Below are 23,770 nucleotides of genomic sequence, written 5' to 3' on the forward strand. Positions count from 1 at the left end.
CGCCACCCCGGCCCGGGCACCCAGGGACATTCCCCAGGGTGCACCCGGGTGCCCGGGCCGGGGTGGCGCGTTCCTACCTGACACCCGATGGGCAGTGGCACACCATCTGGCGGACCCTGGCGAACCCTGGCGAATACTCGCCGGGCAAGTCCCGTCGGGGCTACTGTCAACTCAGCCGAGTACCTGGGGGCTTGACGTGGCAGGACAACCCAACACCCGTCTCGCGGACCTGTTCGGCCTGACCGGCTGGTCCAAGGGGGAGCTCGCGAGGCTCGTCAACCGGAAGGCGGCGGCCATGGGCCATCCCCAACTGGCGACCGACACCTCCCGGGTACGGCGCTGGATCGACATGGGAGAGATCCCGCGCGATCCCGTGCCACGGGTGCTGGCGGCCCTGTTCACCGAGCGTCTCGGCCGTGTCGTGACCATCGAGGACCTAGGTCTGGTGCGGCGCGGGCGTGCGGGGAAGCGGCAGGGCGCCGGGAGCGCGGAACATCCCGACTCAGTGCCGTGGACGCCCGAGCAGACCGCCGCGGTCCTCACCGAATTCACGGGAATGGACCTCATGCTCAACCGACGCGGCTTGGTGGGCGCGGGCGCCGCGCTCGCCGCGGGATCCGCACTCAGCAGCGCCATGCACGACTGGCTGCACACCGATCCGACCCTCAAGACCGACGCTCCCGAGATCGACCGTCCCCTGAACGCCGACCCCGCCGGGTTCGACCGCTACGACGCCGCTCCCATCGGGTCGCAGGAGATCGAGGAACTGGAGCGCTCGGTACAGGTGTTCCGGGCCTGGGACGCCGCCCGCGGCGGCGGGCTGCAGCGCAAGGCGGTGGTCGGCCAGCTCAACGAGGTGGGCGGCATGCTCGCCTACCGTCATCCGCCCCACATCCAGCGGCGCCTGTGGGGCGTCGCCGCCAACCTCGCGGTCCTGGCCGGCTGGATGTCGCACGACGTCGGCCTGGAGCCCACCGCCCAGAAGTACTTCATCATCGCCGCCCATGCCGCGCGGGAGGGCGGCGACCGTCCCCGCGCCGGCGAGGCGCTGTCCCGTGCGGCCCGCCAGATGGTGCATCTGGGCCGCCCCGACGACGCACTGGAGCTGATGGAGCTCGCCCAGTCCAGCTCCGGCGACCGTCTCCAGCCGCGCACCAAGGCGATGTTCCACACCATCGAGGCCTGGGCGCAGGCCTCGATGGGCAAGGGGCAGGCCATGCGCCGCACGCTCGGCCAGGCCGAGGAGCTCTTCGTCTCCGACAAGGGCGACGGGGAGCCGCTCGACTGGATGCAGACCTTCAAGGACGAGGACCTGTACGGCATGCAGGCGCTCGCCTACCGCACGCTGGCGGAGCACGACCCGTCCGCGGCCGTGCACGCCCAGTACTACGCGCAGAAGGCCCTGGCCCTCCGGATCGACGGACGGGAGCGGTCGAAGATCTTCGACCATCTGTCCATGGCCTCCGCCTGCTTCATCGCCGACGACCCCGAACAGGCGGACCGCTACGCGCGGTTGGCCCTGATGGCGATGGGGTCGAACTCCTCCCGCCGCACCTGGGACCGGCTGCGCCAGATGTACCGGCTCACCGCCGCGTACGCCAGCTATCCGCAGATCAGCGAACTGCGGGAGGAGATCCGGCTGGCCCTGCCCAAGAAGGGAGTGAACGGCGGGAGCGCACCGGCGTAGCGCCGGCGGCCACGACGTCACCCGGCGGGCGTCCCGCCGACGGCATCCCTGGTGTCCGGGCACCCTGCGGCATCCGGGCGCGCCGGACTTCCGCATGGTCGTCCGCACGCGCTCCCGTGCGTCGTGTTCCGGGGCGGAGCACGAGGTCAGGGCGGGCAGGCGGAGCACGGCGGCCGGTGCCCCCGGCTCCGTCCGAGCGGGGATCCCCGGTGCCGGGGCACCGGTTTGCCGGTGTGCGGCGGGGGCGGGCCGCCCGCCCCGAGGGCTCCTCGGCCTGTCCGCGGAAGGCCCCCGGGCGGCGCCGAACAGGCCGCCGCCGGAGTGCCGGGCGTCCGCCCCGTCCCGTCGCGGAACAGTGCCGGGGAAGAGCGCCGGGGCGGGGCGCCGCCGTCGGCCGGGGCGAGTGCCGGACGGCCCCGGTGCGGGAGCCGCGGGGAGCCGTGCTGCGGCGGCACGTTCCCCGCGGCTCGGCCGCGAGCCGGTGCCCGGTCCGCGCACGGTGCCGGTGGCGCTGCGACGAGTCACGGGTCCCGCGCAGCGCCGGCCGGTCGTGACGCGGTTCGCCGGCGTCCCGCGGCACCGCCCGTGCCGAGGCGGCGCCGTCGTCGGCTCCGGGCACCGGCTTGCCCCTGGTGCGCACCCTGCGGACGGCGCCGCCGGAGCGCACGGTGCGGAACACCCCGTCGACGGGGCCGGCGGCGGCCGGACGGCCGGCGACCGTCGCGGAGGACGTGCCGGAAGCGACGGTCACCGGTGACGGACCGTCGTCCCCCGGACGCGCCGGGTGCTCGCCCGGGGCGGCGAGCCGGCGCGGGGGCAGGCCGTGCGGTGCGGGCTCCCGGCGGATCCGCGGAGCCGGTGCGCCGCCGAGCACGTCCCGTCGCACGGTGTGCGCCCCGCCTCCGGGCCGGAGCGCCCGCGGCCTCGGCGCGCCGAGCGGACCGCGCCCCGGCGACCGGGCGGGTGAGCGGTCCGTGGAGGGACGGGACGGCATGACAGGACTCCATGCGGGACGGTACGGCCGCGGCGGTGCGCGGGGCCGTTACGACTGTTGCACAGCCGGCGACGGACCGTAAGGGATTTGGCAAGACACGTCCCGAGGATGCTTCTGGCACATGCCACAGTCCTTCGGGGGAGCGGTTCCACGGCCCTTCGGACGCGGCTTTGCCGCGCCCCCGGCGCGTGGCGGGCGGGAGCGGGGCGAGGTGTCGTGCGTGGACCGATGGTCCATCGGCGTACGGCACGGCTTCCCGGGCACTTGTCCGGAAGACCGCGTGCCCTTTCGAGGGCACACTTGGATGTGTGACACAGATCACATGAATTGGTGGCCGGTCGGGCGTCCCGCAAACGGCCCCTGCGGCTCCTGACGACGACGGCACAACGGCCGACCCGACGACCCACAGGGAAAACCGACCATGGACATCACCCTCGAACAGCCCGCGCGCGCCCATCTGATCACCGCGGACGGACGGGAGCTTCCCGTGCCCGCCACCCTGCGCTACGTCTCCACGGACCCCCTGGCCGTGCACCTGGACTTCCCGCCCGAAGTCGCCCTCGACGGAGAGGGGGTCACCTGGACCTTCTCCCGGGATCTGCTGGAGGAGGGGCTCCAGCGGCAGGCGGGGGACGGGGACGTGCGCCTGTGGCCGAGCGACGCCTTCCGCACGGTGCTGGAGCTGCACTCGCCCTTCGGACTGGCCCTGCTCCGGTTCGAGACACCGGAGCTGCGCCGCTTCCTGCTGCGGAGCCATGCCGTGGTGCCGCCCGGCCAGGAGGACCTCACCAAGGCCGTCGACCGCGGCCTGAGCAGCCTGTTCGGCTCGGTCCGGCACCGGCCCGGCGGTCAGTAGCGCAGCACTCCCGCGATGCCCTGGGCCTCCCGCAGGGTGCCGTCCGGGACGAAGCGGACGTCGGCGCCGGTCTCGAGGCACTGCTCGACGATCTCGTCCACGACGTCCTCGCGGGCGCCGGGCTCGTCGCTCCCGGCCGGCACCAGGTGGCCGCCGGTGTCGTCGCGCACCGTCACCTGGTAGTTCTCCTCCACGGCCAGCAGCTGGACGCGGCCCTCCCGGGCGGTGCGCCACACCTCGTCGACCCCCGACACATAGGTCCTGCGGCCGCGGGCGGCCTCCAGCTCCCGGAGCACCGCCTCCGTCTCCTTGCGGGCCTCCTCCTCCCGCACCGGCCCGAGCGCGCGCCACACGGCCTCGGGAGTGCCGTGCGCCAGTCCGCCGTGCTGCACCTGCACGGCGTTCCCGGCGACCGTGCCGGCCTCCTCGAACGCGGACAGCGCGGCCGGCTCGCCCGTGACGTACAGCGGACGCGGATGCTCGCGCAGCACGGCGCTCATCGCCGCGTCGGCCTCGCGCAGGAACTGGCGGGTGCGCTCGTCGCGGAACGTGCTCGGCGCGTCGCCGATCCGCTCCTGGCGCTCGGCGTCGAAGTTCTCGGCGAGGTCCCGGGTCAGCGGGAAGCCGCCGGTGCGGTCCTCGGTGACGTGGTCGGCGGAGCCGCTCCACAGGGTCACCCGGTCGGCGGAGAGCGACAGGACCCAGAACGGGCGGGCCGCGGTACGGGCCGAGACCAGGTTGCGGGTGAGGAAGGTGTCCGAGAGCACCACGCGCTCGGGGACGGTGCGCGGCAGCGACCACACCTGGTGCTCGCCCGGTGCCGCATAGATCACCAGGCCGTCCTCGGCGTGCGTGAGGTCCACCTCGGCAAGGGCCTGGTCGAGCTGCCGCACGACCTCGGCGCGCCGCTCCCGCGTGACCGCCGGATCGGCCTCCAGCTGCTTCTTGGCCTCGGTCACGACATTGCGCAGCCGGACCGAGTCCTGGGCGTTGTAGGGTTCGCGGCGATGCGTCGGCGTCAGCACGGACACGGCCGGATAACTGCGCGGACGCCGCAGTTCGGCAAGGGTCGCGGGACTCGGATCGTGCTTCATGACAGCACCATAGGACCGATCCGCGTATCGGGCATTCGGAGCAATCAGAGTCAACGGGCCCGCCCTACATGCCTCCGGGAGGCCCCGGATCCTCCCCGCACGAGCTGCCGTTGGCCGGCAGGGAGCCGTACAGCAGGAAGTCGTTCACCTTCCGGTGCACGCAGCGGGAGGAGAGATATCCCGTGTGGCCGTCGGCCCGGTTGTCGAGCACCACGGCGGACGGACCGAGCCGCCGCGCCGTCTCCACGGTCCAGCGGTACGGCGTCGCCGGATCGCCGCGGGTGCCCACCAGCAGCATCTTCTCCGTGTCGACGTTCTTCACCTTGTCGCGGATGAAGTCGGTGCCCCTGGGACGGCCGTGGCACATCAGCAGTTCGTTCAGCCGGTGACGGCCGAAGACCGGGGAGGCCCGCTCGTACTCGGCGCCCAGCCGGCCGAGTTCCCTGACGAGCTGCTCGGCCGCGGGCCGGTCGGGGTCGTCCGCGCAGTTGATCGCCATCAGCGCGGCGGACGGGTTGTCCGGCGGAATCGCCGCGGTGCCGGCCGGCCCGTCGTCCCGCCGCTCCGGCAGCGCGACGCCGCCGTGGGAGAGGACCTCGATGCCGTGGGTGTCGCCGTCCCGCAGCAGCGAGGCGACCGCTCGTTCCAGGGAGGGCCACAGCCGCTTGCTGTAGAGGGCCCGTCCGAGCGCGTTCACCAGGTCCTGGCCGGTCAGCTTGCCGCCGAGGCCGTTCGGCACCGGCCTTTCGTCGAGCGAGCGGACGAGCCGGACGATCCGCTCCTCGGCCACGCGGCGGTCGTCGCCGAACGGGCAGGCGGTGTCCTGCACGCACCAGTCGAGGAAGCTGCCGAGCGCCCGCTGCTGCCCCTCGACGGCCACCAGCCCCTCCTCCGCCGGTGATTCGGTCAGGGTGTCCACCCCGTCGAGGGCCATCCGCCCGACCCTGCCGGGAAACCGTGCCGCGTACACCGCGCCGAGCCGGGTGCCGTAGGAGAAGCCCAGGTAGTTGAGCTTGTCGTCGCCGAGCGCCTGACGTATCACATCGAGGTCCCGGGCCGTGTCGAGCGTGCTCATGTGCGCCTGGACCGGACCGGAGTGCCTCGCGCAGGCGGCGGCCAGCCTCCGCCATGCCGCGAGCCGCTCACGGGCGGTTCGCGGGTCGGTGAGATCACCGGCCGCGCCGACCGCCCGCGCGTTCTCGTCGTCCGGGCCCAGACCGCAGCTGACCGGGGAGGACCTGCCGACGCCCCGCGGATCGAAGGAGACCACGTCGTACCCCTCGGCCAGGTCCATGAACCGCCTGCCGTCGAAGGCCAGTTCGGTCACACCGGAGACACCGGGACCGCCGAAGTTCAGCAGCACCGAGCCGCGTGAGGGCCCGGTGGCCCGGTAGCGGGCCAGGGCCAGGTCGAGGGTGCCCGCCTCCGGGCGCGCGTAGTCGAGGGGAACGGTGACCTTTCCGCACTGCAGGTCCTCGGGGGTGCCCGCCTCGCACGCCGACCACGTCACCTTCTGGCCGTAGAACCGGTCCAGGCCGGTCCGCCCGCCGCCGTCGCCCGCCGTGGGCGGTCCGGCGCCGAGCAGGGTCAGCGCGGCGGCTCCGGCGCACACGAGGTGCCGGGCCGCGCGTCGCACGGACGACTTGGCCGACATCGGTGCCTCCAGCAGCGCTCGGCCGGGTTCCGGCAACAGCACCCCCGCTCACGATAAGCGGCGTCGGTGAACGGCGCCTGTCGGCGCACGTCCGGGTTTCGGCACCGGCTCCGGAATCCGTATCCGGAATCCGCATCCGGCCGTAGGGGGCGCCGCTCGTTGTTCGATAACCGGCCCCTCGATGGGGTGAAAGGCCGCGAAGCCATAACTCGGATCCCGCACCGGCGTTTTACCCGGTGCGGGCGAGCGCCCGTGACCATGTCTGGAAGGCAGGGACCGATGAAACGGGTTACCCGGAACAGTGTGATCGCTCTCGCCGCCGCCTCCGGCGCGATGGCGATGACCGCGCCGATGTCCGCCGCCTTCGCGGCGGACGGCGGCGCCGTGGCGGAGGGGGCCGCCGCCGGCTCGCCCGGTGTGCTCTCCGGCAACACCGTTCAGGTGCCGGTGCACACCCCGGTGAACATCTGCGGAAACGCGGTGAGCGTGCTGGGGCTCCTCAACCCCGCGGCGGGCAACGCCTGCGCCAACACCTCCGCCGGGGGGAACGGGGCATCGTCGACCGGCACCACGGCGGGGCAGGGGAACACCGGCGGGCCGGTGCAGAACCAGACCGGCGGAGCGACGGCGCAGGGGGCCGCGGAGAACTCGTCCGGTGTGCTCTCCGGCAACACCGTTCAGGTGCCGGTGCACACCCCGGTGAACATCAGCGGCAACAGCGTGAGCGTGGTGGGCGGAGGCAACTCGACCGAGGGCAACTCCTCCACGAACGGCTCCTCCCAGGAGACCGGCGAGCCCGCGCCCGAAGCGTCCGAGCCGCCCGCGAAGGCCGTGCCGCACCCGCTGCCGAAGCCCGTGACGCACCCCGCGCCCGAGTCGCGGGAGCCCGCGTCGCTGGCCGACACCGGTGCGGACCAGGCCATGCCCGCGCTCGCCGCGAGCGCGGCCCTGCTGGCCGGCGGTGTCGCCCTGTACCGGCGCTACCGGCCCGGCGCGACGCGCTGACGCACCAGGCGCCGTCATGGCGGACGGAGGCCCACCGGATCCCCCCTTACCGGTGGGCCCTACCCATGACTTCGTCGTGTGCGCCCGCGCGGAGCGCCGCAGCCGGGCGCACGGAACCCACCACGGTGCTCGCCCTCCGCGGCCGGCAGCGGCGCGAGGGCGCCCGCCCCGGCGCGCGGGGAGCGGGGCGGGAGGCGCGGTGCGCCGGGGCGGCTCCCCGCAGGACTTCAACGGGGCTCCCACCGGACTCTCACGGGACGGGAACGGCGTGCTGCGGCCGGCCCCGGACACCGCGGGCACGGACGCGGTGATCGCCGAACGGGCGGCGCACTTCCACGAGGCGGGCCACGGCGGCGAGGAGAGGCCGTACGGTCACGGCCACGACCGGCGGACCCCGGCCGGCGGCCTCAGCCGCGGCCGGCCCTCGCACGGTCCGGGGCGACGACACCCGGGACCGCCGGGGCGGTCCGGAGGAGCCGCCCGACCCGGCCGACGCCCCCGATGCCGTCGGCTCCTCCCGCTGCGCCCCTCCGTGCCATGACCTCGCGTCCCTCAGGATGCCCGCCGGAGCCGGAACCGTTCACCCCGCCGGGACCGCGCACCAGGAGCGCTCCCCGCCGGGACACCTCACCATCGGACGTGGCCGGCAGCAGACCGGCGGACGGGGCCGGCAGCCCGTGCCGGCCGTGCGGAGGAAGCAGGGCGCGCCGACGACAGCGGATGCGGCCCCGGCACCCGTCGTACCCGCATCCGGCGGACGCCGCTTGTCACACCTTTGTGAAAATCAGCGGTCCGGAATATGTAACGGCCGGATTTTCCTTGACGGTCCTCGCCGGGCACTGTCACGATCGCCGACATGACGATGCGACTGGATTTCACGCGGCGACGCCATGTCGATCTCGTGCGTGTCTCCAGTGCCTCTTGTCGCCCCGCGGTCTGATCATCGTCCCGGTCCGCCGCGCTCTTTCCTTCTCCCGCGTTTCTCCGCTCTTCTGATTTTCTTTCCGTACGCCTGAATTCCTGCTGCTCACGCACTCCGGAATGCGGTGTGCTCGAAGTGTGCTCGAAAGCTTTTCCGCTCGTCCGCAACGACGATCGTCCGCAACGACGATCATCTGCAAACGATCATCCGCAGGAGGAGTGCCCGTATGTCCGCCCGGCGCCCGAAGGTCACCGCCGCCGTCCATCCCGGCCTGCGGCACCCGGGCGTCCCGGCCGAGTCCGGCGTCACCGCCGACCATCTGCCGGGCGGGCGCTTCGCCGTCGATGCCGTCTGCGGCTGGTTCAAGGACGAGTTCGCCGCTCCGGGCGGTCGAGGCACTCGCCGATGCGGTCACCGAGCGGGCCCGTGGCGACTTCGCGGTACGGGTGGCCGCGGTCGAGGCCCGCGCCACCGACGTCGCCCTGGGGGTCACGAACCGCATCCTCGAGGTCACGGGCGCCCGCTCCGCCACCGAGGGCCTGGACCGCTTCTGGCGCAACGTCCGCACCCGCACCCTGCACGCCCCCGTCGCCTGCGGGCGCCGCGAGGCCGGCCCTGGGTGCTGGAGGGCGAACTGCCCGAGCCCGCCTGGTACTTCTGACCGCTCCCTCAGGGCATCCGTCGCACACGGGCGCCCCCGGCTCCCAGAAAGAGAACCGCCATGGCCATCGTCCTGTCCGTCTCCGGCAGCCCCTCCGCCTCCTCCCGCACCAACCGTCTGCTGCGCCATCTCGACCGGCGGCTGACCCGTCAGGGCCACGAGGTGATCCCGCTCGACGTCCGCACGATCCCCGCCGAGGCCCTGCTCGGCGCGGACGCCCGGCACCCGGCGATCGCCGAGGCCACCGAGCTGTTCGCCCGTGCCGACGGCGTGATCGTCGGCACCCCCGTCTACAAGGCGTCGTACTCCGGCGTCCTCAAGGCGCTGCTCGACCTGCTTCCGCAGTACGCCCTGACCGGCAAGACCGTGCTGCCGCTCGCCACCGGCGGCACCCTCGCCCACGTCCTGGCCCTCGACTACGCCCTGCGTCCGGTCCTGAACTCCATGGGCGCACAGCACATCGTGCAGGGCTGGTTCACCCTCGACAAGGACATCACCGTGCACGAGGACGGCACCCTGACCGTCGCACCGGCCGCCGAGGAGGCGCTGACCCAGGTCGTCGACCAGTTCTCGGCGGCCCTCGGCCGCGCCCCGCTGCTGGCCGCGACGGGGTGAGCGCCGTGTCCGCCCATGTGATCGCCGGCGACGCCGATTCGAGGTGTCCGGCACCCGCCCGGCGCTCGGCTCCCTCGGCCTGCACCGGCACCGGCGTGACGCCCGCATCCGCACCCTGCGCGACCCGGTCCGCCGGAAGGTCCGGCACATCGGCCGGTACGTGCGCAACGGCACCCGGCCGCCCCGGCACGGCCTGCCGCAGCCCCGGCTGCTTCCACGGACGTTCCCGATCGGAGACCCCACGTGTCCCTCACCTTCCACTGGTTCCTGCCCACCAACGGCGACAGCCGCCATGTGGTCGGAGGCGGCCACGGCTCCCCGGTCACCGCCTCCGGGCGGGACCGGCCGCCGACCGTCGCCTATCTGAGCCAGATCGCCCGCGCCGCCGAGGACCTGGGCTTCGCCGGCGCGCTCACGCCGACCGGCGCCTGGTGCGAGGACGCCTGGCTGACCACCGCGATGGTGTCCCAGGCCAGCGACCGCCTGAAGTTCCTGGTCGCCCTCCGGCCCGGTCTCGTCTCGCCGACGCTGGCCGCGCAGATGGCGTCCACCTTCCAGTGGCAGACCGGCGGTCGGCTGCTGCTCAATGTCGTCACCGGCGGCGAGAGCCATGAGCAGCGGGCCTACGGCGACTTCCTCGGCAAGGACGACCGGTACCGGCGCACCGGGGAATTCCTGCGGATCGTGAGGGACTTGTGGGACGGCAGGACCGTCGACCTGCACGGCGAGCACCTGAGGACGGAGGGCGCACGGCTCGCCCGGCTGCCCGACCCGGTCCCCGAGGTGTACTTCGGCGGCTCCTCCCCGATCGCGGGCGAGGTCGCGGCCCGGTACGCCGATGTCTACCTCACCTGGGGCGAGCCGCCCGCGCAGGTCGCCGAGAAGATCGCCTGGATCGGGCGGACAGCCGCGCGGCAGGGCCGTACCCTCCGCTTCGGCATCCGGCTGCACGTCATCACCCGGGACACCGCCGAGCAGGCCTGGGCCGAGGCGAACCGGCTTCTGGACGGTTTCGACGAGGAGACCGTGCGGTCCGTCCAGGCGGGACTCGCCCGCAGCGAGTCCGAGGGCCAGCGGCGCATGCTCGCCCTGCACGGCGGCAGCCGGGACCGGCTGGAGGTCCACCCCAACCTCTGGGCCGGGATCGGGCTGGTGCGCGGCGGGGCGGGCACGGCACTGGTCGGCAGCCACGAGGAGGTCGCCGAGCGGATCGAGGAGTACGCGGCGCTCGGCATCGAGGAATTCGTGCTCTCGGGCTACCCGCACCTGGAGGAGGCGTACTGGTTCGGCGAGGGCGTGCTGCCGCGGCTCGCCGCGCGGGGGCTGTGGCGGCACCCCCGCGGCGAGCGGGACGCCCCCGCGACGGGGGTGGCGTTCGCGAGCTGAGCCTCAGGCGCCCAGACGGCCGAGGTGGGCCCGGCGCACCTCGGCCGTCTGCCCCTGGACCAGCAGGAACATGCCCTCACGGAACAGCCGCTGGGCCCGGCTGCCCAGGACCAGGGACCGGCCGCCCCCGGCCACGACCGCCGCGGTCGTCGCGGCACGCATCAGGTCGTACGCCCGTGTCTTCAGCGCGAGCCGCTCCTCGAGGTGCTCGTGCGGCACCGGGTGGTCCCACAGGGCGTACGCCCGCTTTCGTGTCTCGTCGAGGCGGGCGCGCAGGGAACGCGCCGTGGGCGCCGCCTCGGGAACGCCGTCCAGCAGGGCGAGCGCCGCGTCGGCCACGCCGAAGACGGCCGGGGAGGCATTGGTGTTGCGGGGGCGGTCGGTCACGGCGAACTCCTCCTGCGAAGTGCGCAGGACGACCGCCTCCTCGGGAAGCCACAGGCCGTCCAGCTCCAGCGACACCGTGCGGGAGGCGGTGAGCGCCGCGAGCCGCAGGGGCGGCGACGGGCGCAGCCCCGGCTGCTCGCGCGCCTCGGTGAACGCGAACACCACCTCGGCGGTGTCGGTCACGCCCGCCAGCAGCATCACGTCGTTCAGCCCCCATCCCGTGTACCAGGGCACGGTGCCCTCGAAGCGCCAGCCGCCGCGGTCGGGCACGGCACGCACGGGCACCCGGGGGAAGGCACGGACGTGCGCATAGGCGATCCCCGCGAGCAGCTCTCCGGAGGCCAGCGGGCGCAGCAGCCGCTCGCGCACCGGGCGTTCGCTGTCCGCCAGCAGCCTCACCGGGGTGTGGTGCTGCGTCGTCACGAACCAGGTCGAGCAGCAGGCCCCGGCCAGGATCTCCGCCGTTTGCCGGGCCACGGCGGCGGGCGCCGCCGCCCCGCCGTACTCCGCGGGTGCGCTCACCCCCAGCAGCCCCGAGCGCTTCACCGCCTCGATGTGGCTCAGGGGCACGCCCTCCTGGTCGACGCGTTCGGCGTTCGGGGCGAGCAGCTCGTCCGCGAGGCGGCGGGCACGGGTGACGAGGGGGTGCGTGGCGACGGTCATGGAAGCGATTCTCCCGGTGCCGCCGGGCGAGGTGCCGGTGGCAGGGACGTGTCGTTCCTGCGGGAGGAGCACGGCCGGGCGGAGGACGCGACGGCACGGAGGACGTCACGGAGGACCTCACGGAGTGCCGAGGGCAGGAACGTGCTGTTCACGGAGGGGTTTGCGCCGGGGCAAGGAGTGTCCGGTCGCCGGCGGACGGCCATCCGGGGCGCGGATGCGGGAAGTTGACCGACTTCCGGACTTGACTGGTACAGACCAAACGCGGTTGAGTGTGCCACCGACATCCCCCCACCACGGCCGCCCCCCCACCTCGTGGCCGGTACCGCCGGTGCGTGTGCACAGGGCCGGGCCCCGCCCTGCCCCCGTACGGGTGCGGTCGTGCCGGACAAAGGAGTTGACCCTGTGTCGAGACGCCGCATGACCGCCGTCCTGACCTCGCTCGCCGTCTCGTGCGCCGCCCTGGTGCTCCAGTCGGCCCCCAGCGCCTCCGCCGCCGGATTCGTCGTGAGCGAGGCGCAGTTCAACCAGATGTTCCCGAACCGGAACCCGTTCTACAGCTACAGCGGGCTCACCTCCGCCCTCAGCACGTACCCCGGCTTCGCCAACACCGGCAGCGACACGGTGAAGAAGCAGGAGGCCGCGGCGTTCCTCGCCAACGTCAGCCACGAGACCGGCGGGCTGGTGCACATAGTCGAGCAGAACACCGCCAACTACCCGCACTACTGCGACTGGAGCCAGTGGTACGGCTGCCCGGCGGGCCAGGCGGCGTACTACGGGCGCGGCCCGATCCAGCTCAGCTGGAACTTCAACTACAAGGCCGCGGGCGATGCGCTGGGCATCGACCTGCTCAACAACCCCTGGCAGGTGGAGAACAACTCCTCCGTCGCCTGGAAGACGGCCCTGTGGTACTGGAACACCCAGTCCGGCCCCGGTTCCATGACCGGCCACAACGCCATGGTCAGCGGCGCGGGCTTCGGCCACACCATCCGCAGCATCAACGGTTCCCTGGAGTGCGACGGCCGCAACCCCGCCCAGGTGCAGAGCCGCGTCGACGCCTACCTGAAGTTCACTCAGATCCTCGGGGTCCCCGCGGGCAACAACCTGTACTGCTGAGGTGGCTGACGTGAAGGTGCGTCGCATGATGTCATGCCCCTGACATCAAGCCGACCGGGCCGCGGACATCGCACCACGGCGATGCGCCGCGGCCACGTCCGGACGAAGGGCACACCGTCATGCGCACCGTCCACGTCCTGCTCGCCACGGCCGCGGCGCTGACCGCCGCGGTCGTGGCACCCCCGGCCCCCGCGGGCGCCGCGGCGGACGTTCCCCCCGAGGGGACGTACTACGTCCAGAGCGTCACGACCGGCCTCAACGCCTCCGCCCAGGGAAGCGCCGTGGAGCAGCGCAGACCCAAGGGCGACGAGGACCACCAGCAGTGGAACCTCCGGGCGAGCGGAACGTCGTACGTCCTGGAGAACACCGACACGGCGGGCAGCTGCCTCGGCCGCTCCGGCACCCAGGCGCGCGTCGTCCCCTGCACCAGCGCCGACGCGGCCTGGGAGATCGCACCGGCCGGAGACGACCGGTACACCCTCAAGGCCCCCGGCACCGACCGCCATCTGACCGTCGCCGCCAAACCGGCCGGCGCCACCTACCCCGCACAGCTGGCCGTCGGTCCCGCGGGCGACCTCGCCCGCTGGTACCTCACCCCGGTACGGCCGGCCACCCGGCCCATGCCGCCGGCCGGCCAGCGCACCCTCGACCAGGTCACCTTCCTGACCGCCCACAACGCCTACGCCAACGGAGTCGACGGCGGCTTCGCCCCGCCGTTCATCAACCTCCTGCCCAACCAGACCCGCGGCATCGAACAGCAACTCGCCGACGGCGTACGCGGGTTCATGCTGGACATCCACCAGACCCCGGACGGTGCGATCCTCTGCCACAACAGCTGCACGCTGGTCAGCAGGCCGGTCGCGCTGTGGGTGGACCTCCAGCGCATGGTCGACTTCCTCGAGGCGCACCCCGACCAGTTCATCACCGTCTTCCTCGAGGACTACGTCGACCCCGGCGTCCTGCGCAGTGAACTCGCCCGGGTCGACGGCCTGTACGACGTGCTCTACCGGCCCGACCGGACCGGTGTGCGGCAGAACGGCTGGCCGAGAGTGGCCGATCTGATCGCCGCCAACCAGCGACTGCTGATCTTCACCGACCACAGCCGCTCCGCCGACGAGGCCGCGGGCCTGACCCGCGACAGCTTCGGTGTGATGTACCAGCGCGAGTGGACGGTGGAGAACTACTGGTCGATGGGGGCCGGGCTGGGCTCCTCCGACTGGTCCTGCTACAGCCGCTGGTACGGCGCCGACCTCAACATCCCGCTGACCCGCACCGAGCCCGGTTTCCGCCCGCTGTTCGTGATGAACCACTTCCGCGACAGCACGATCTCCGCCACGGCGCAGAACGACAACAGCAAACTCACCGACCGCGCCGAGCGGTTCTGCATGCCCGCCGCGCGCAAGAAGCCCAACTTCCTCGCCGTGGACCGCTACGACCTGGGCAACCCGGCGGCCGCCGTCGCCACCCTGAACACCTACGTCTACCCCTGAGCACCCCTCCCGGGGAGAACCGCCCCCGGGAGAACCCGCTTGCGGCGCACGGCGGTGTGCGGCACTCCGGCGACGAGCCCCCGGACGATCACCGCGGACGCCGCGGGCACCTTCGGACCCGGTGATCCGCCCGTCAACCGCATCGGCCTGGGAGCGATGCGGTTGGCGGGCAGCACCGCCTTCCACCCCGGCACCGGCAACTCCGGCCGCCCGGCGGGGAACATGGCCGCCGGCGCACCGCGTCTTGCCGACGGGGGACGCGCTGCACACCGGAAGCACGTGAGGCATCCGCGGCACGCCGGGCCCGGACCGGCCCGGCCGGCGGCCCGTGCCGGGGCGCCTTCGCGTCTCCGCTCCTCCCGTGACCCGTGCCGCCTCCCGTGTCCGCATCCGTCCGGCGGGACTGGCGCCCGGGAAGTTTTACGTATAACCTCACTCGGCGCCCGTCAGTCCCGAAAGGCTCCGATGAGACGCGTCGCCCTGGTCACCCTCGTCGTCGACGACCACGACGAGGCGATCCGCCACTACACCGAGGCGCTCGGCTTCCGTCCTGTCGAGGACACCCCGCGCCCGGACGGCTCGCGCTGGGTCGTCGTCGCACCGGAGGGGAACGGCGCCGGCACCGCCCTGCTGCCCGCCCGCGCCAGGAACGGGCGCCAGCGGGCCCGGGTGGGCGACCAGACCGGCGGGCGCGTCGGGTTCTTCCTGCTGCACCGGCGACTTCGCCCGCGACCACGCCCGGATGCGGGCGGCGGGCGTGACCTTCCTGGAGGAGCCGCGGCACGAGCCGTACGGCACCGTCGCCGTCTTCGAGGACCTGTACGGCAATCGCTGGGACCTGCTCCAGCCCGCCACCCCCTGACATCCGCCAACCGTCCGAGGAGACGCCCATGACCGCGCCCCGCGTCGGCGCCGACACCCTGCGCAGACTGCCCAAGGCCGTCCTGCACGACCACCTCGACGGCGGGCTGCGTCCGGCCACCGTCGTCGAACTCGCCGAGGAGACCGGCCACACGCTGCCCACCACCGACCCCGACGAGCTCGCGGCCTGGTACTGCGAGGCGGCCAACTCCGGGGACCTGGTGCGCTACATAGCCACCTTCGAGCACACCCTCGCCGTGATGCAGACCCGTGAGGGACTGCTGCGCACCGCCGAGGAGTACGTCCTCGACCTGGCCGAGGACGGCGTGGTGTACGCGGAGGTCCGCTACGCCCCCGAGCTCATGGTGAAGGGCGGACTGACCCCGGCCGAGGTCGTCGAGACCGTCCAGGAGGGCCTGGCCGCCGGCATGGCCAAGGCCGCCGCCGCCGGTACGCCCGTCCGGGTCGGCACGCTGCTGTGCGGGATGCGGATGTTCGACCGCAGCCGGGAGATCGCCGGTCTGGCGGTCGCCCACCGCGACGCGGGCGTCGTCGGCTTCGACATCGCCGGGGCCGAGGACGGCTTCCCGCCCGCCGACCACCTGGACGCCTTCGAGTACCTGCGCCGCGAGAACATGCCGTTCACCATCCACGCCGGCGAGGCCCACGGCCTGCCCAGCATCCACCAGGCGCTCCAGGTCTGCGGCGCCCAGCGCATCGGGCACGGCGTGCGGATCGTCGACGACATCGTCGACGGCAAGCTGGGCCGGCTGGCCGGATGGGTGCGCGACCGCCGGATCGCCCTGGAGATGTGCCCGACCTCCAACCTGCAGACCGGGGCCGCCCGTTCGATCGCCGAGCACCCCATCACCGCCTTGAAGGACCTCGGCTTCAGGGTCACCCTCAACACCGACAACCGCCTGGTGTCCGGCACCACGATGACCCGTGAGATGTCCCTGCTGGTCGAGCACGCGGGCTGGACGGTCGAGGACCTGCGCACGGTCACGGTGAACGCGGTCAAGAGCGCGTTCATCCCCTTCGACGAGCGCAACGCCCTGATCAGGGACGTGATCCTGCCCGGCTACGAGTCCGCGCTCTCCAGCAGCCCCCTGACGTAGGCGGCCTGGCCGACGTGCTGCAGATCGTCGGACAGGACGCTGACGAGGCGGACGCCGAGACTGACCGGCGGATCCCAGCTGTCGTCGACGATGCGCTCGAGGTCCCGGGCGGTCAGGGAGCGCAGGGCCTTCAGGGTCTGCTCGTGCACGGCGTCGTGGTAGCCGGTCAGCAGCTCGCCCGAGCCGACCCGCACCCTGGCGACCTGCGCCGGGCTGTGCCCGTACCCGGTGTCGTGGCGCTCCAGGCCGAGCCCGAAGCGCTCCTGCCAGCCCTGGGAGAGCCACACCTGCTCAAGGCCGAAGGCGTCGGCGACATGGTCGTCCTGCACCCGTGTGAGGTGCCACAGGAGCCAGGCGACGGAGTTGGCGCCGGCGGCGGGACGGGCGTTGAGCCGCTCGGCCGGCAGGCCGTCGACGACGGCGTGGAACTCTTCCCGGATGCGGCCGTAGCCGTCGATGAGGATGTCCTTTGCGTGCATGTGCCCACCCTCGCGCATCCGCTCCCGTCATGCCCGCGAAACGTCGCGGGGCGCCGGGCGCCGCGACTCCAGCAGGGCGACCAGGGCACGGGCGGCGGGGCTGGTGGCCTGGTCGGGCGGCAGCAGGGCGACGGTCTCGTACTCCGCGCCGGTGTCCTCCTTCAGCGGCAGCGCGGTCAGCGAGGACCGCTTGTGCCGGAAGTGGCGGGGCACGACCGCGACGCCGAGGTTCTCGTCGACCAGGTCGAGCAGGCTGTGCACGTCGTTGACCTCCAGGGCCACCGTGCGCCGCACGCCCGCGGCGGCGAAGACCGCGTCGGTGGTCCGGCGCGGCCCCCAGTCCGGGTGGAAGTCGACGAAGACCTCGCCGTCCAGGTCCTGCGGTGTGAGGGCGGCACCGGACGCCGCGAGCCGGTGGCCGGGGTGGCACAGCACGGTCATCGGCTCGCTGGCCAGCGACAGCGAGCGCAGCTGGTCGGTGTCCGCACGGGTGCGGTAGGCGAACGCCAGGTCGAGCCGGCCGGCCGCGACCTCCTCCGCCAGCGCTCCCGAGCCCGTCTGCCGCAGCCGTATCTCCACATCCGGGTGCCGCCGCCGGAACGCGGCGAGCAGCCCGGCGACATGCACCCCGGCGATGCACTGCTCGGTGCCCAGCGACAGCGTGCCGCGCAGCACGCCCTGCACCGCCGCCACCGCCTCGTGCGCCGCCCGCACGTGCGCCAGGATCCGCTCCGCCTCGCCGAGCAGCGCGCGCCCGGCCTCCGTGAGCGTCACCCGGCGCGTGGTGCGCACGAACAACGGGGTCCGCAACTCCCGCTCCAGCGACCGGATCGATGCCGACAGCCCCGACTGGGAGACCATCAGCCGCTCGGCCGCCCGGGTGAAGTGCCGCTCCTCGGCGACGGCGACGAAGTGCTGGAGGTGGCGCAGTTCCATGACCGAGAAGCCTAGTCGCTGAATTCCATCGGATTCTTCTGTTGGACCACTGGCCGCCGGTGGCGCCAGAGTGGGACACCGGTTCCTCGGAGCCGGTCGTATCCTCTCGACGTCCCAGGGAGTCGTGTTGTACCTCGCCCACCCCGACCGCTATGCGGACATGCCCTACCGGCGCGCCGGACGCAGTGGTCTGAAGCTCCCCGCCGTGTCGCTCGGCCTGTGGCACAACTTCGGCCCCGGCCGCCCGGCCGAGACCCGGCGCGCCCTGCTGCGCCGCGCCTTCGACCTCGGCATCACCCACTTCGACCTGGCCAACAACTACGGTCCGCCGCCCGGCGCCGCCGAGTCCGCCTTCGGCGAGGCGCTGCGGACGGACTTCGCTCCGTACCGGGACGAGCTGGTGATCTCCACCAAGGCCGGCCACCGGATGTGGCCCGGCCCGTACGGCGAATGGGGCTCGCGCAAGTACCTGCTGGCCTCGCTGGACCAGAGCCTGAGACGGATGGGCCTGGAGTACGTCGACATCTTCTACTCGCACCGCCCCGACCCCGGCACTCCGCTGGAGGAGACGATGGGCGCCCTGCACACGGCGGTCCAGCAGGGCAAGGCGCTCTACGTCGGCGTCTCCAACTACTCCCCGGAGCAGACCCGCGAGGCCGTCCGGATCCTGGGCGAGATGGGCACCCCGCTGCTCATCCACCAGCCGCGCTACTCGATGCTCGACCGGCGCCCCGAGGAGCAGGGCCTGCTGGACGTCCTCGACGAACTCCAGGTCGGCTCCATCGCCTACTCGCCGCTGGAGCAGGGCCTGCTCACCGCCCGCTACCTCGACGGCATCCCCGAGGACTCCCGCGCGGCGAGCGACAGCCCGTTCCTGGACTCCGACGCGGTCACCGAGGAACTGGTGGGCAGACTGCGCGCCCTGCAGAAGATCGCCGAGGCCCGCGGCCAGTCCCTGGCCCAGCTGGCCCTGGCCTGGGTGCTGCGCGGCGGCCGGGTCACCTCGGCCCTGGTCGGCGCGAGCAGCCCGCAGCAGCTCCAGGACAGTGTGGAGGCGATCCGCAACCTGGACTTCGACGCGGAGGAGCTGGCCCGCATCGACGCGATCGTCCGGCCGTAGGGGCCGTCCCCGTCCCGGCGGGAGCACCCTGCCGGGACGGGCCGCGCAGGCCGGTCCCCGCCGGGCGGGGGCCGCGCGGCCACGGACCGTCACGGTTTCGGCCACACAGCGTGCCGCATGTGCCGGGAGAGTGGCCGGAAAACATGGTGACACTGTTTCAGCAGTGAACATACTCGGGATTCAGGGCAGTTCACCACACAACAATCATGCTTCACCGCACGGCAACCGCCCGGAGAGCGAGGCAGTACCGGTAGGGCGACGACGCGACGGGGGAGGAGCAGTGCACGACGAATTCCTGTGCCATGTCACTGCGTACGGCGTGTGCGACGGACGCCGCGTCGGCGTCCCGCTCGGCACCTACCGCGCACCCACCCTGGCCCTGGCCCTGTGGTGGCTGCGGGACCGCGCCTCCTGGATCGCCGAACGGCTCGACCCCCTTCCCGGCAACCCCCGCATCCCGGCCGGTGCGCTCGTCCCGGTGCCGGACACCGTGCCCGACGTACCGAGCATTCTGCGGGCCTGGTGCGCCGACATCGCCCAGCAGGAAGCCGTCGCCGACGAGCTGGCCGACGGGCGGCTGGTGCGGATCGCCGCCAGCGACGACACCACCGAGTACGAACTGCTCGCGGAATCGGTGGACTCCCTGCGCATGCATCGCACCCTCCCGGCCCTCGTCCTGCCGACGGCCTGACGGCCGTCTCCCCGGTGACCCGGCGGCGTCCCGGAAGGAGCCCGGGCGGGCCCGGACCGGGTCCGGAAAGGAGCTCCCGTCCGGCGGCGCACCCGTGCGGCCGGCCCGCCGGGAGAACCGCATGCGGGGACTGCCGGACGCGGCCCGGGGTAACAGGACAGATGCGGAAGTGTCCGGCACCGGCTCGGCGGGAGAGACATGCATGACCGAGGACCTGGACGGGGCAGTGATACCGACTGGTTCCGACGTCCCCGTGGAACCGCTCCGACGGGCGGCGCACTACACCGGTGAACCGGGGTGCATCGCCGCGGCGCGGTCCTTCGCCGCGCAGTTCCTGGACCAGCTCAGGACCGAGTGGTGCGCCGGGATCGGCCCCCGTTCCGGCGACGCGCTCCTGCTGGTGGTCAGCGAACTGGTCACCAACGCCGACCAGCACAGCAACGGCCCCTACATCCTGGAGCTCGAGGGGACGGACGCCTTCGTCGGCGTGTGCGTCTACGACAGCAGCGCCGCGCTGCCCCGGCTCTTCCCCCGGGATCCGCAGCGCATCGGCCGGCACGGCCTGGAGATCGTGCACGCGCTGGCCTCCGAGGTCACCGTGGAGCGGGTGCCGGTCGGCAAGCGCGTACGCGCGGTGGTCGCCCTCGGCGGCGACTGACCCCGAAAGGGGCCGAAGCGGTACCGGGCGGGGCGTGCCGTACCCCGTCCGGGGCGGGCGCGAGGAACCGCTCGCCGCGGCCGGCCCGATCCGCACGACGCCCCCGGAGACGGCCTGGGGACGTCCTTGGACGGCTCCGGGGTGCGTCAGGCGCAGCCCAGCTCGCCCAGCATTCCCTGCCGCAGCTGTGTGATGATCTTCTTGATCAGCCGGGAGACATGCATCTGCGAGCAGCCGAGCCGTTCGCCGATCTCCGCCTGAGTGGCCTCCTCCACGAACCGCAGATGGATGATCCGCCGGTCGCGTTCACTGAGCCCGGCCACCAGCGGCGCGAGGCAGTGGAAGTCCTCGACGAGCCCGATCCCGGCCTCCTCGACCCCGATGAAGTCGGCGAGCACCGCCTCGCCGTCCTCGGCGCCGTCACCGGTGAGGGCGGCGTCCAGCGAGGCGGAGTTGTAGCCGTTGGAGGCGATCCGGGCCTCGATCACCTGCTCCTCGGAGAGGTTCATCAGCGTGGCGAGCTCGCCGACCGTCGGGTCCCGGTCCAGACGGCTGGACAGCTCCTCACGGGCCCGGGCGAGCTCCACCCGCAGCTCCTGCAGCCGCCGCGGGACGTGCACCGCCCAGGTGGTGTCGCGGAAGAACCGCTTGATCTCACCGACGATGTAGGGCAGGGCGAAGGAGGTGAACTCCACCTCGCGTGCCAGCTCGAACCGGTCGATGGCCTTGATCAGGCCGATCATCCCGGTCTGGACGACGTCCTCCATGTCGTCGCCGCGGTTGCGGAACCGGCCGGCCGCGAACCGCACCAGCGACATGTTCATCTCGATGAGGGTGTTGCGCGCGTACTGGTACTCGGGCGTGCCCTCCTCCAGTTCCGTCAGCCGCCGGAAGAAGTGACGGGACAGCTCCCGTGCGTCCCGCGGGGCGACCGACCGAGGGTCCGCCACCCCTGGCAGCGGCTCACCGTCCGTCCCGGTCTGCGGGGTCTTCCCGACCGCTGTCTCGGACCGGCTCACGGCGGTGTCCATTGCCTCTCCCAGTGAAGTCACGGTGCGGCCTCTGCCTTCTCGGCCTGTGCATGTCTGCCTGTGTACGTCCGGTTCCGGTGCTTTGCCACCGAAGCGAACGCCGGACGGCCGCGCGACCCCCGGGTTCCCCGTCCGCGGCGATCCATGCGCGCCGGTCCCCGGATTCCCTCCGCCGCCCTCCCTCGTACCTTCTGCGTCCCCTTTCGTCCCTCCTGCGGAGCCGTACGGATTGCGGGTACCCCGTGTCACCGGGAGAATGCCCTCCGTGTTCCGGCCGGGGGACGGCGGGCGCGGCCGGCGCTTCACCCAGAGCGGAATGCCGTTCCCTTTCCGCTCCCTTCCGTCCGCGCGGGTGATCCTTACGCTGAAGGAATGAGCAGCCGAGGACCGAAGCACGTCCGTGTCGTTCCCCTGAAGCCGCTGAACCCGCCGGCCGCGCGCCCCGGGGCGGCCCGCCCGCACTCCCGCCGCCCGGCCGAGGCTCCCCGCGAACCGCTCTGGCGCGACCTCGTCGGTGACGTCCTGCGCCGGGAGAGACTCGCGCAGGAGCGCACACTCCAGGACGTCGCCGACGCGGCACGGATCTCGATGCCGTATCTGTCGGAGATCGAACGCGGCCGCAAGGAGGCCTCCTCGGAGGTCCTTGCGGCCGCGGCACGGGCGCTCGGTCTGGGACTGGGCGACCTGCTGTCACGGGCGCAGGAGGAGCTGGCGCGGGCCACTCGCCCCGCCCTCTCCGCCTCCCGCTCCCGTTACGACGGCCTGTGCCTGGCCGCCTGACCGCGCACCGTCCCGGCCGGCGCCCGCGGCCGTCTCACACGGGTGCGAGGCGCCGGCTCAGCACCTGGTCGGCCAGCCCGTAGGCCACCGCCTCCTCGGCGGTGAACACCTTGTCGCGGTCCATGTCCGCGCGCAGGGTGGCGACGTCGTGTCCGGTGTGCCGGGAGAGCACCTCCTCCACCTGGGAACGGATCCGGACCATCTCCTTGGCCTCCAGCGCCAGATCGGAGACCGTGCCCTGCCGGCCGCTGCTGGCCGGCTGCCCCAGCAGCACGCGCGCGTGCCGCAGCACGAACCGCCGTCCCGGGGCCCCGCCCGCCAGCAGCACCGCCGCCGTGGAGGCCGCCTGCCCCACGCAGAACGTGGAGACCGGCGCCCGGACGAACGTCATCGTGTCGTAGATCGCCATCAGCGAGGTGAACGATCCGCCGGGCGAGTTGATGTACATCGCGATCTCCTGCTCGGGGTTCTCCGACTCCAGGTGCAGGAGCTGGGCGATGACGACATTGGCCACGCCGTCGTCGATCTCGGTGCCGAGAAAGACGATCCGCTCGTTCAGCAGCCGGCTGAACACGTCGTACGAGCGCTCGCCCCGGGCGGTCCGCTCGATCACGTACGGAACCGTGTACGACCCCATGGTCACCACCCCATCCGCCGGCGGGCGGCCGGGAGGATCTCGGCGAACGAGTTCACCACCCGGTCCACGATCCCGTACTCGAGGGCCTGCCGGGCCGTGAACCAGCGGTCCCGGTCGCTGTCCCGCGCGATCGTCTCCTCGCTCTGCCCGGTGTGCTCGGCGGTGATCCGCTCGATGCTCCGCTTGATGTACTCCAGGTTCTCCGCCTGGATCTCGATGTCGGCGGTGGTGCCGCCGATGCCCGCCGACGGCTGGTGCATCATGATCCGAGCGTTCGGCAGCGCGAACCGCTTGCCGCGGGCTCCCACCGTCAGCAGGAACTGGCCCATGCTGGCCGCGAACCCCATGGCCAGCGTCGCCACGTCGTTGGGGATGAGCCGCATCGTGTCGTAGATGGCGAGGCCCGCGGTGACGGATCCGCCGGGGCTGTTGATGCACAGGACGATGTCGTTGCGCGGGTCCTCGGCCGACAGCAGGAGCAGCTGCGCGCACACGCGGTTGGCCGACGCCTCGTCGACCTGGGTGCCCAGGAGCACGATCCGCTGCGCGAGCAGTCCGGCCGCGAGATGGTCGTCGAACCGGCTGGGAAAGGCGTCCCCCTCCACGGCGCGCGGCAGGAGCGGGGTGAGCGGGGACAGGGCGGTCGGTGGAGCCATCGGGTCTCCTCACGTCGATGGGATGCTGCCGAACCCCACTGTCGTCCCGGCGAGTTGACTCCGGGGGTTTTCTCTGCCCGCAGCAGATTCGCCACGAGCGGAGCCACCCCGCCGGCCCGCCCCGGACACCGGCCGGGAGAACGCCCGGACACCGGCCGGCAGGAGGCCCGGGCGTCGGCCGGAGGAACGCCCGGGGCGTCCCGGCCGCCGCATCCCCGGACTTTTTCACGGGCGCACCGATGAGTTCCGCCGCGCGGACGGGTCGACACCCATGAC

Annotated in this window: 21 protein-coding genes and 4 pseudogenes; 17 read left to right on the top strand and 8 right to left on the bottom strand. The window is 72.9% G+C overall.

Translation table 11 applies throughout. The features are described from left to right. Nucleotides 1-196: 196 nt before the first annotated feature. Together CCN35_RS23785 and CCN35_RS23790 are read left to right on the top strand one after the other, a co-directional pair. Nucleotides 197-1,687: a DNA-binding protein NsdB gene (locus tag CCN35_RS23785; protein ID WP_086794288.1), complete on the top strand. Its 1,491-nt coding sequence runs from the start codon at nt 197-199 to the stop codon at nt 1,685-1,687. A gap of 1,415 nt (nt 1,688-3,102) precedes the next feature. Then, on the top strand, nt 3,103-3,537 hold the full coding sequence (locus tag CCN35_RS23790) for an SsgA family sporulation/cell division regulator (RefSeq protein WP_067397382.1): 435 nt from the start codon (nt 3,103-3,105) through the stop codon (nt 3,535-3,537). On the opposite strand, the gene CCN35_RS23795 is transcribed toward CCN35_RS23790, so the two are convergent. Then, complete coding sequence (locus tag CCN35_RS23795) at nt 3,531-4,631, bottom strand: baeRF3 domain-containing protein (RefSeq protein WP_086794290.1); 1,101 nt, start codon at nt 4,629-4,631, stop codon at nt 3,531-3,533. The two genes, CCN35_RS23790 and CCN35_RS23795, sit on opposite strands and share 7 nt — an antisense overlap. A gap of 64 nt (nt 4,632-4,695) precedes the next feature. Beyond that, complete coding sequence (locus tag CCN35_RS23800) at nt 4,696-6,285, bottom strand: alpha/beta hydrolase (RefSeq protein WP_067397380.1); 1,590 nt, start codon at nt 6,283-6,285, stop codon at nt 4,696-4,698. A gap of 279 nt (nt 6,286-6,564) precedes the next feature. Between CCN35_RS23800 and CCN35_RS23805 the strand changes: the two genes are divergently transcribed. From CCN35_RS23805 to CCN35_RS23830, 7 genes and pseudogenes are all read left to right on the top strand, one after another. Beyond that, nucleotides 6,565-7,290, top strand: a complete 726-nt coding sequence (locus tag CCN35_RS23805) for a chaplin (RefSeq protein ID WP_086794292.1) — start codon at nt 6,565-6,567, stop codon at nt 7,288-7,290. An 862-nt stretch (nt 7,291-8,152) separates the two neighbouring features. Next, a complete protein-coding gene (locus CCN35_RS30295; protein WP_425444316.1) occupies nt 8,153-8,230 on the top strand; it encodes a putative leader peptide in 78 nt (25 codons plus the stop codon). Nucleotides 8,231-8,450: 220 nt separating this feature from the next. Beyond that, nucleotides 8,451-8,600, top strand: a pseudogene (locus CCN35_RS27900) (LLM class flavin-dependent oxidoreductase); the annotation flags it as partial. Further along, nucleotides 8,536-8,873 (top strand): annotated as a pseudogene (locus CCN35_RS23815) (acyl-CoA dehydrogenase family protein); the annotation flags it as partial. The pseudogenes CCN35_RS27900 and CCN35_RS23815, both read left to right, overlap by 65 nt. A 60-nt stretch (nt 8,874-8,933) precedes the next feature. Then, complete coding sequence (gene ssuE / locus CCN35_RS23820; protein WP_067397376.1) at nt 8,934-9,488, top strand: NADPH-dependent FMN reductase; 555 nt, start codon at nt 8,934-8,936, stop codon at nt 9,486-9,488. A gap of 37 nt (nt 9,489-9,525) precedes the next feature. Then, nucleotides 9,526-9,684 (top strand): annotated as a pseudogene (locus tag CCN35_RS29700) (SfnB family sulfur acquisition oxidoreductase); the annotation flags it as partial. 47 nt (nt 9,685-9,731) lie between these two features. Further along, nucleotides 9,732-10,874: an LLM class flavin-dependent oxidoreductase gene (locus CCN35_RS23830; protein ID WP_086794294.1), complete on the top strand. Its 1,143-nt coding sequence runs from the start codon at nt 9,732-9,734 to the stop codon at nt 10,872-10,874. A 3-nt stretch (nt 10,875-10,877) separates the two neighbouring features. Here the strand turns inward: CCN35_RS23830 and CCN35_RS23835 are convergent, their stop codons facing one another. After that, a complete protein-coding gene (locus tag CCN35_RS23835) occupies nt 10,878-11,924 on the bottom strand; it encodes an acyl-CoA dehydrogenase family protein (protein ID WP_067397374.1) in 1,047 nt (348 codons plus the stop codon). A 417-nt stretch (nt 11,925-12,341) separates the two neighbouring features. Here CCN35_RS23835 and CCN35_RS23840 point away from each other — a divergent pair, with 417 nt between their 5' ends. From CCN35_RS23840 to CCN35_RS23855, 4 genes and pseudogenes are all read left to right on the top strand, one after another. After that, nucleotides 12,342-13,037 carry a chitinase gene (locus tag CCN35_RS23840; RefSeq protein WP_201450892.1) on the top strand — a complete coding sequence of 232 codons (696 nt, stop codon included), beginning with the start codon at nt 12,342-12,344 and terminating at the stop codon, nt 13,035-13,037. A 119-nt stretch (nt 13,038-13,156) separates the two neighbouring features. Beyond that, on the top strand, nt 13,157-14,527 hold the full coding sequence (locus CCN35_RS23845) for a phosphoinositide-specific phospholipase C-related protein (protein WP_086794296.1): 1,371 nt from the start codon (nt 13,157-13,159) through the stop codon (nt 14,525-14,527). Nucleotides 14,528-14,992: 465 nt separating this feature from the next. Then, nucleotides 14,993-15,389: pseudogene (locus tag CCN35_RS23850) on the top strand (VOC family protein). A gap of 28 nt (nt 15,390-15,417) precedes the next feature. Continuing rightward, nucleotides 15,418-16,506, top strand: a complete 1,089-nt coding sequence (locus tag CCN35_RS23855; RefSeq protein WP_067397371.1) for an adenosine deaminase — start codon at nt 15,418-15,420, stop codon at nt 16,504-16,506. On the opposite strand, the gene CCN35_RS23860 is transcribed toward CCN35_RS23855, so the two are convergent. Both CCN35_RS23860 and CCN35_RS23865 read right to left on the bottom strand, forming a co-directional pair. Beyond that, nucleotides 16,470-16,985 (bottom strand): mycothiol transferase, encoded by a 516-nt coding sequence (locus CCN35_RS23860; protein ID WP_067397370.1) that lies wholly within the window; start codon nt 16,983-16,985, stop codon nt 16,470-16,472. The genes CCN35_RS23855 and CCN35_RS23860 overlap by 37 nt on opposite strands. A 27-nt stretch (nt 16,986-17,012) precedes the next feature. Beyond that, nucleotides 17,013-17,921 carry a LysR family transcriptional regulator gene (locus CCN35_RS23865; protein WP_086794298.1) on the bottom strand — a complete coding sequence of 303 codons (909 nt, stop codon included), beginning with the start codon at nt 17,919-17,921 and terminating at the stop codon, nt 17,013-17,015. Nucleotides 17,922-18,048: 127 nt separating this feature from the next. Here CCN35_RS23865 and mgrA point away from each other — a divergent pair, with 127 nt between their 5' ends. The 3 genes from mgrA to CCN35_RS23880 all read left to right on the top strand — a co-directional run bounded on the left by mgrA (nt 18,049) and on the right by CCN35_RS23880 (nt 20,390). Then, nucleotides 18,049-19,041 (top strand): L-glyceraldehyde 3-phosphate reductase, encoded by a 993-nt coding sequence (gene mgrA / locus CCN35_RS23870; RefSeq protein WP_086794300.1) that lies wholly within the window; start codon nt 18,049-18,051, stop codon nt 19,039-19,041. A 280-nt stretch (nt 19,042-19,321) separates the two neighbouring features. Further along, nucleotides 19,322-19,732, top strand: coding sequence for a hypothetical protein (locus CCN35_RS23875; RefSeq protein WP_067397367.1), 411 nt, complete (start codon nt 19,322-19,324; stop codon nt 19,730-19,732). Between the two features lie 202 nt (nt 19,733-19,934). Next, a complete protein-coding gene (locus CCN35_RS23880; RefSeq protein ID WP_067397366.1) occupies nt 19,935-20,390 on the top strand; it encodes an ATP-binding protein in 456 nt (151 codons plus the stop codon). A gap of 146 nt (nt 20,391-20,536) precedes the next feature. Here CCN35_RS23880 and CCN35_RS23885 read toward each other — a convergent pair whose 3' ends face one another. Further along, on the bottom strand, nt 20,537-21,421 hold the full coding sequence (locus tag CCN35_RS23885; RefSeq protein ID WP_086794302.1) for an RNA polymerase sigma factor SigF: 885 nt from the start codon (nt 21,419-21,421) through the stop codon (nt 20,537-20,539). Nucleotides 21,422-21,793: 372 nt separating this feature from the next. Between CCN35_RS23885 and CCN35_RS23890 the strand changes: the two genes are divergently transcribed. Next, nucleotides 21,794-22,201: a helix-turn-helix domain-containing protein gene (locus CCN35_RS23890; protein WP_067397364.1), complete on the top strand. Its 408-nt coding sequence runs from the start codon at nt 21,794-21,796 to the stop codon at nt 22,199-22,201. Nucleotides 22,202-22,235: 34 nt separating this feature from the next. Here CCN35_RS23890 and CCN35_RS23895 read toward each other — a convergent pair whose 3' ends face one another. Both CCN35_RS23895 and CCN35_RS23900 read right to left on the bottom strand, forming a co-directional pair. After that, nucleotides 22,236-22,838: a ClpP family protease gene (locus CCN35_RS23895; protein ID WP_067397363.1), complete on the bottom strand. Its 603-nt coding sequence runs from the start codon at nt 22,836-22,838 to the stop codon at nt 22,236-22,238. Nucleotides 22,839-22,840: 2 nt separating this feature from the next. After that, complete coding sequence (locus CCN35_RS23900; protein WP_086794304.1) at nt 22,841-23,494, bottom strand: ClpP family protease; 654 nt, start codon at nt 23,492-23,494, stop codon at nt 22,841-22,843. Between the last annotated feature and the right edge of the window lie 276 nt (nt 23,495-23,770).

It is taken from the genome of Streptomyces thermovulgaris, from assembly GCF_002155915.1.
Taxonomy (GTDB): domain Bacteria; phylum Actinomycetota; class Actinomycetes; order Streptomycetales; family Streptomycetaceae; genus Streptomyces; species Streptomyces thermovulgaris.

Coding starts and splice junctions, on each gene's coding strand:
- CCN35_RS23805 (WP_086794292.1), top strand. CDS start 6,565: ATGAAACGGGTTACCCGGAACAGTGTGATCGCTCTCGCCGCCGCCTCC.
- CCN35_RS23845 (WP_086794296.1), top strand. CDS start 13,157: ATGCGCACCGTCCACGTCCTGCTCGCCACGGCCGCGGCGCTGACCGCC.
- CCN35_RS23795 (WP_086794290.1), bottom strand. CDS start 4,631: ATGAAGCACGATCCGAGTCCCGCGACCCTTGCCGAACTGCGGCGTCCG.
- ssuE (WP_067397376.1), top strand. CDS start 8,934: ATGGCCATCGTCCTGTCCGTCTCCGGCAGCCCCTCCGCCTCCTCCCGC.
- CCN35_RS23860 (WP_067397370.1), bottom strand. CDS start 16,985: ATGCACGCAAAGGACATCCTCATCGACGGCTACGGCCGCATCCGGGAA.
- CCN35_RS23880 (WP_067397366.1), top strand. CDS start 19,935: ATGACCGAGGACCTGGACGGGGCAGTGATACCGACTGGTTCCGACGTC.
- CCN35_RS23900 (WP_086794304.1), bottom strand. CDS start 23,494: ATGGCTCCACCGACCGCCCTGTCCCCGCTCACCCCGCTCCTGCCGCGC.
- CCN35_RS23800 (WP_067397380.1), bottom strand. CDS start 6,285: ATGTCGGCCAAGTCGTCCGTGCGACGCGCGGCCCGGCACCTCGTGTGC.
- CCN35_RS23790 (WP_067397382.1), top strand. CDS start 3,103: ATGGACATCACCCTCGAACAGCCCGCGCGCGCCCATCTGATCACCGCG.
- CCN35_RS23855 (WP_067397371.1), top strand. CDS start 15,418: ATGACCGCGCCCCGCGTCGGCGCCGACACCCTGCGCAGACTGCCCAAG.
- CCN35_RS23890 (WP_067397364.1), top strand. CDS start 21,794: ATGAGCAGCCGAGGACCGAAGCACGTCCGTGTCGTTCCCCTGAAGCCG.
- CCN35_RS23840 (WP_201450892.1), top strand. CDS start 12,342: ATGACCGCCGTCCTGACCTCGCTCGCCGTCTCGTGCGCCGCCCTGGTG.
- CCN35_RS30295 (WP_425444316.1), top strand. CDS start 8,153: ATGCGACTGGATTTCACGCGGCGACGCCATGTCGATCTCGTGCGTGTC.
- CCN35_RS23865 (WP_086794298.1), bottom strand. CDS start 17,921: ATGGAACTGCGCCACCTCCAGCACTTCGTCGCCGTCGCCGAGGAGCGG.
- CCN35_RS23835 (WP_067397374.1), bottom strand. CDS start 11,924: ATGACCGTCGCCACGCACCCCCTCGTCACCCGTGCCCGCCGCCTCGCG.
- CCN35_RS23895 (WP_067397363.1), bottom strand. CDS start 22,838: ATGGGGTCGTACACGGTTCCGTACGTGATCGAGCGGACCGCCCGGGGC.
- CCN35_RS23885 (WP_086794302.1), bottom strand. CDS start 21,421: ATGGACACCGCCGTGAGCCGGTCCGAGACAGCGGTCGGGAAGACCCCG.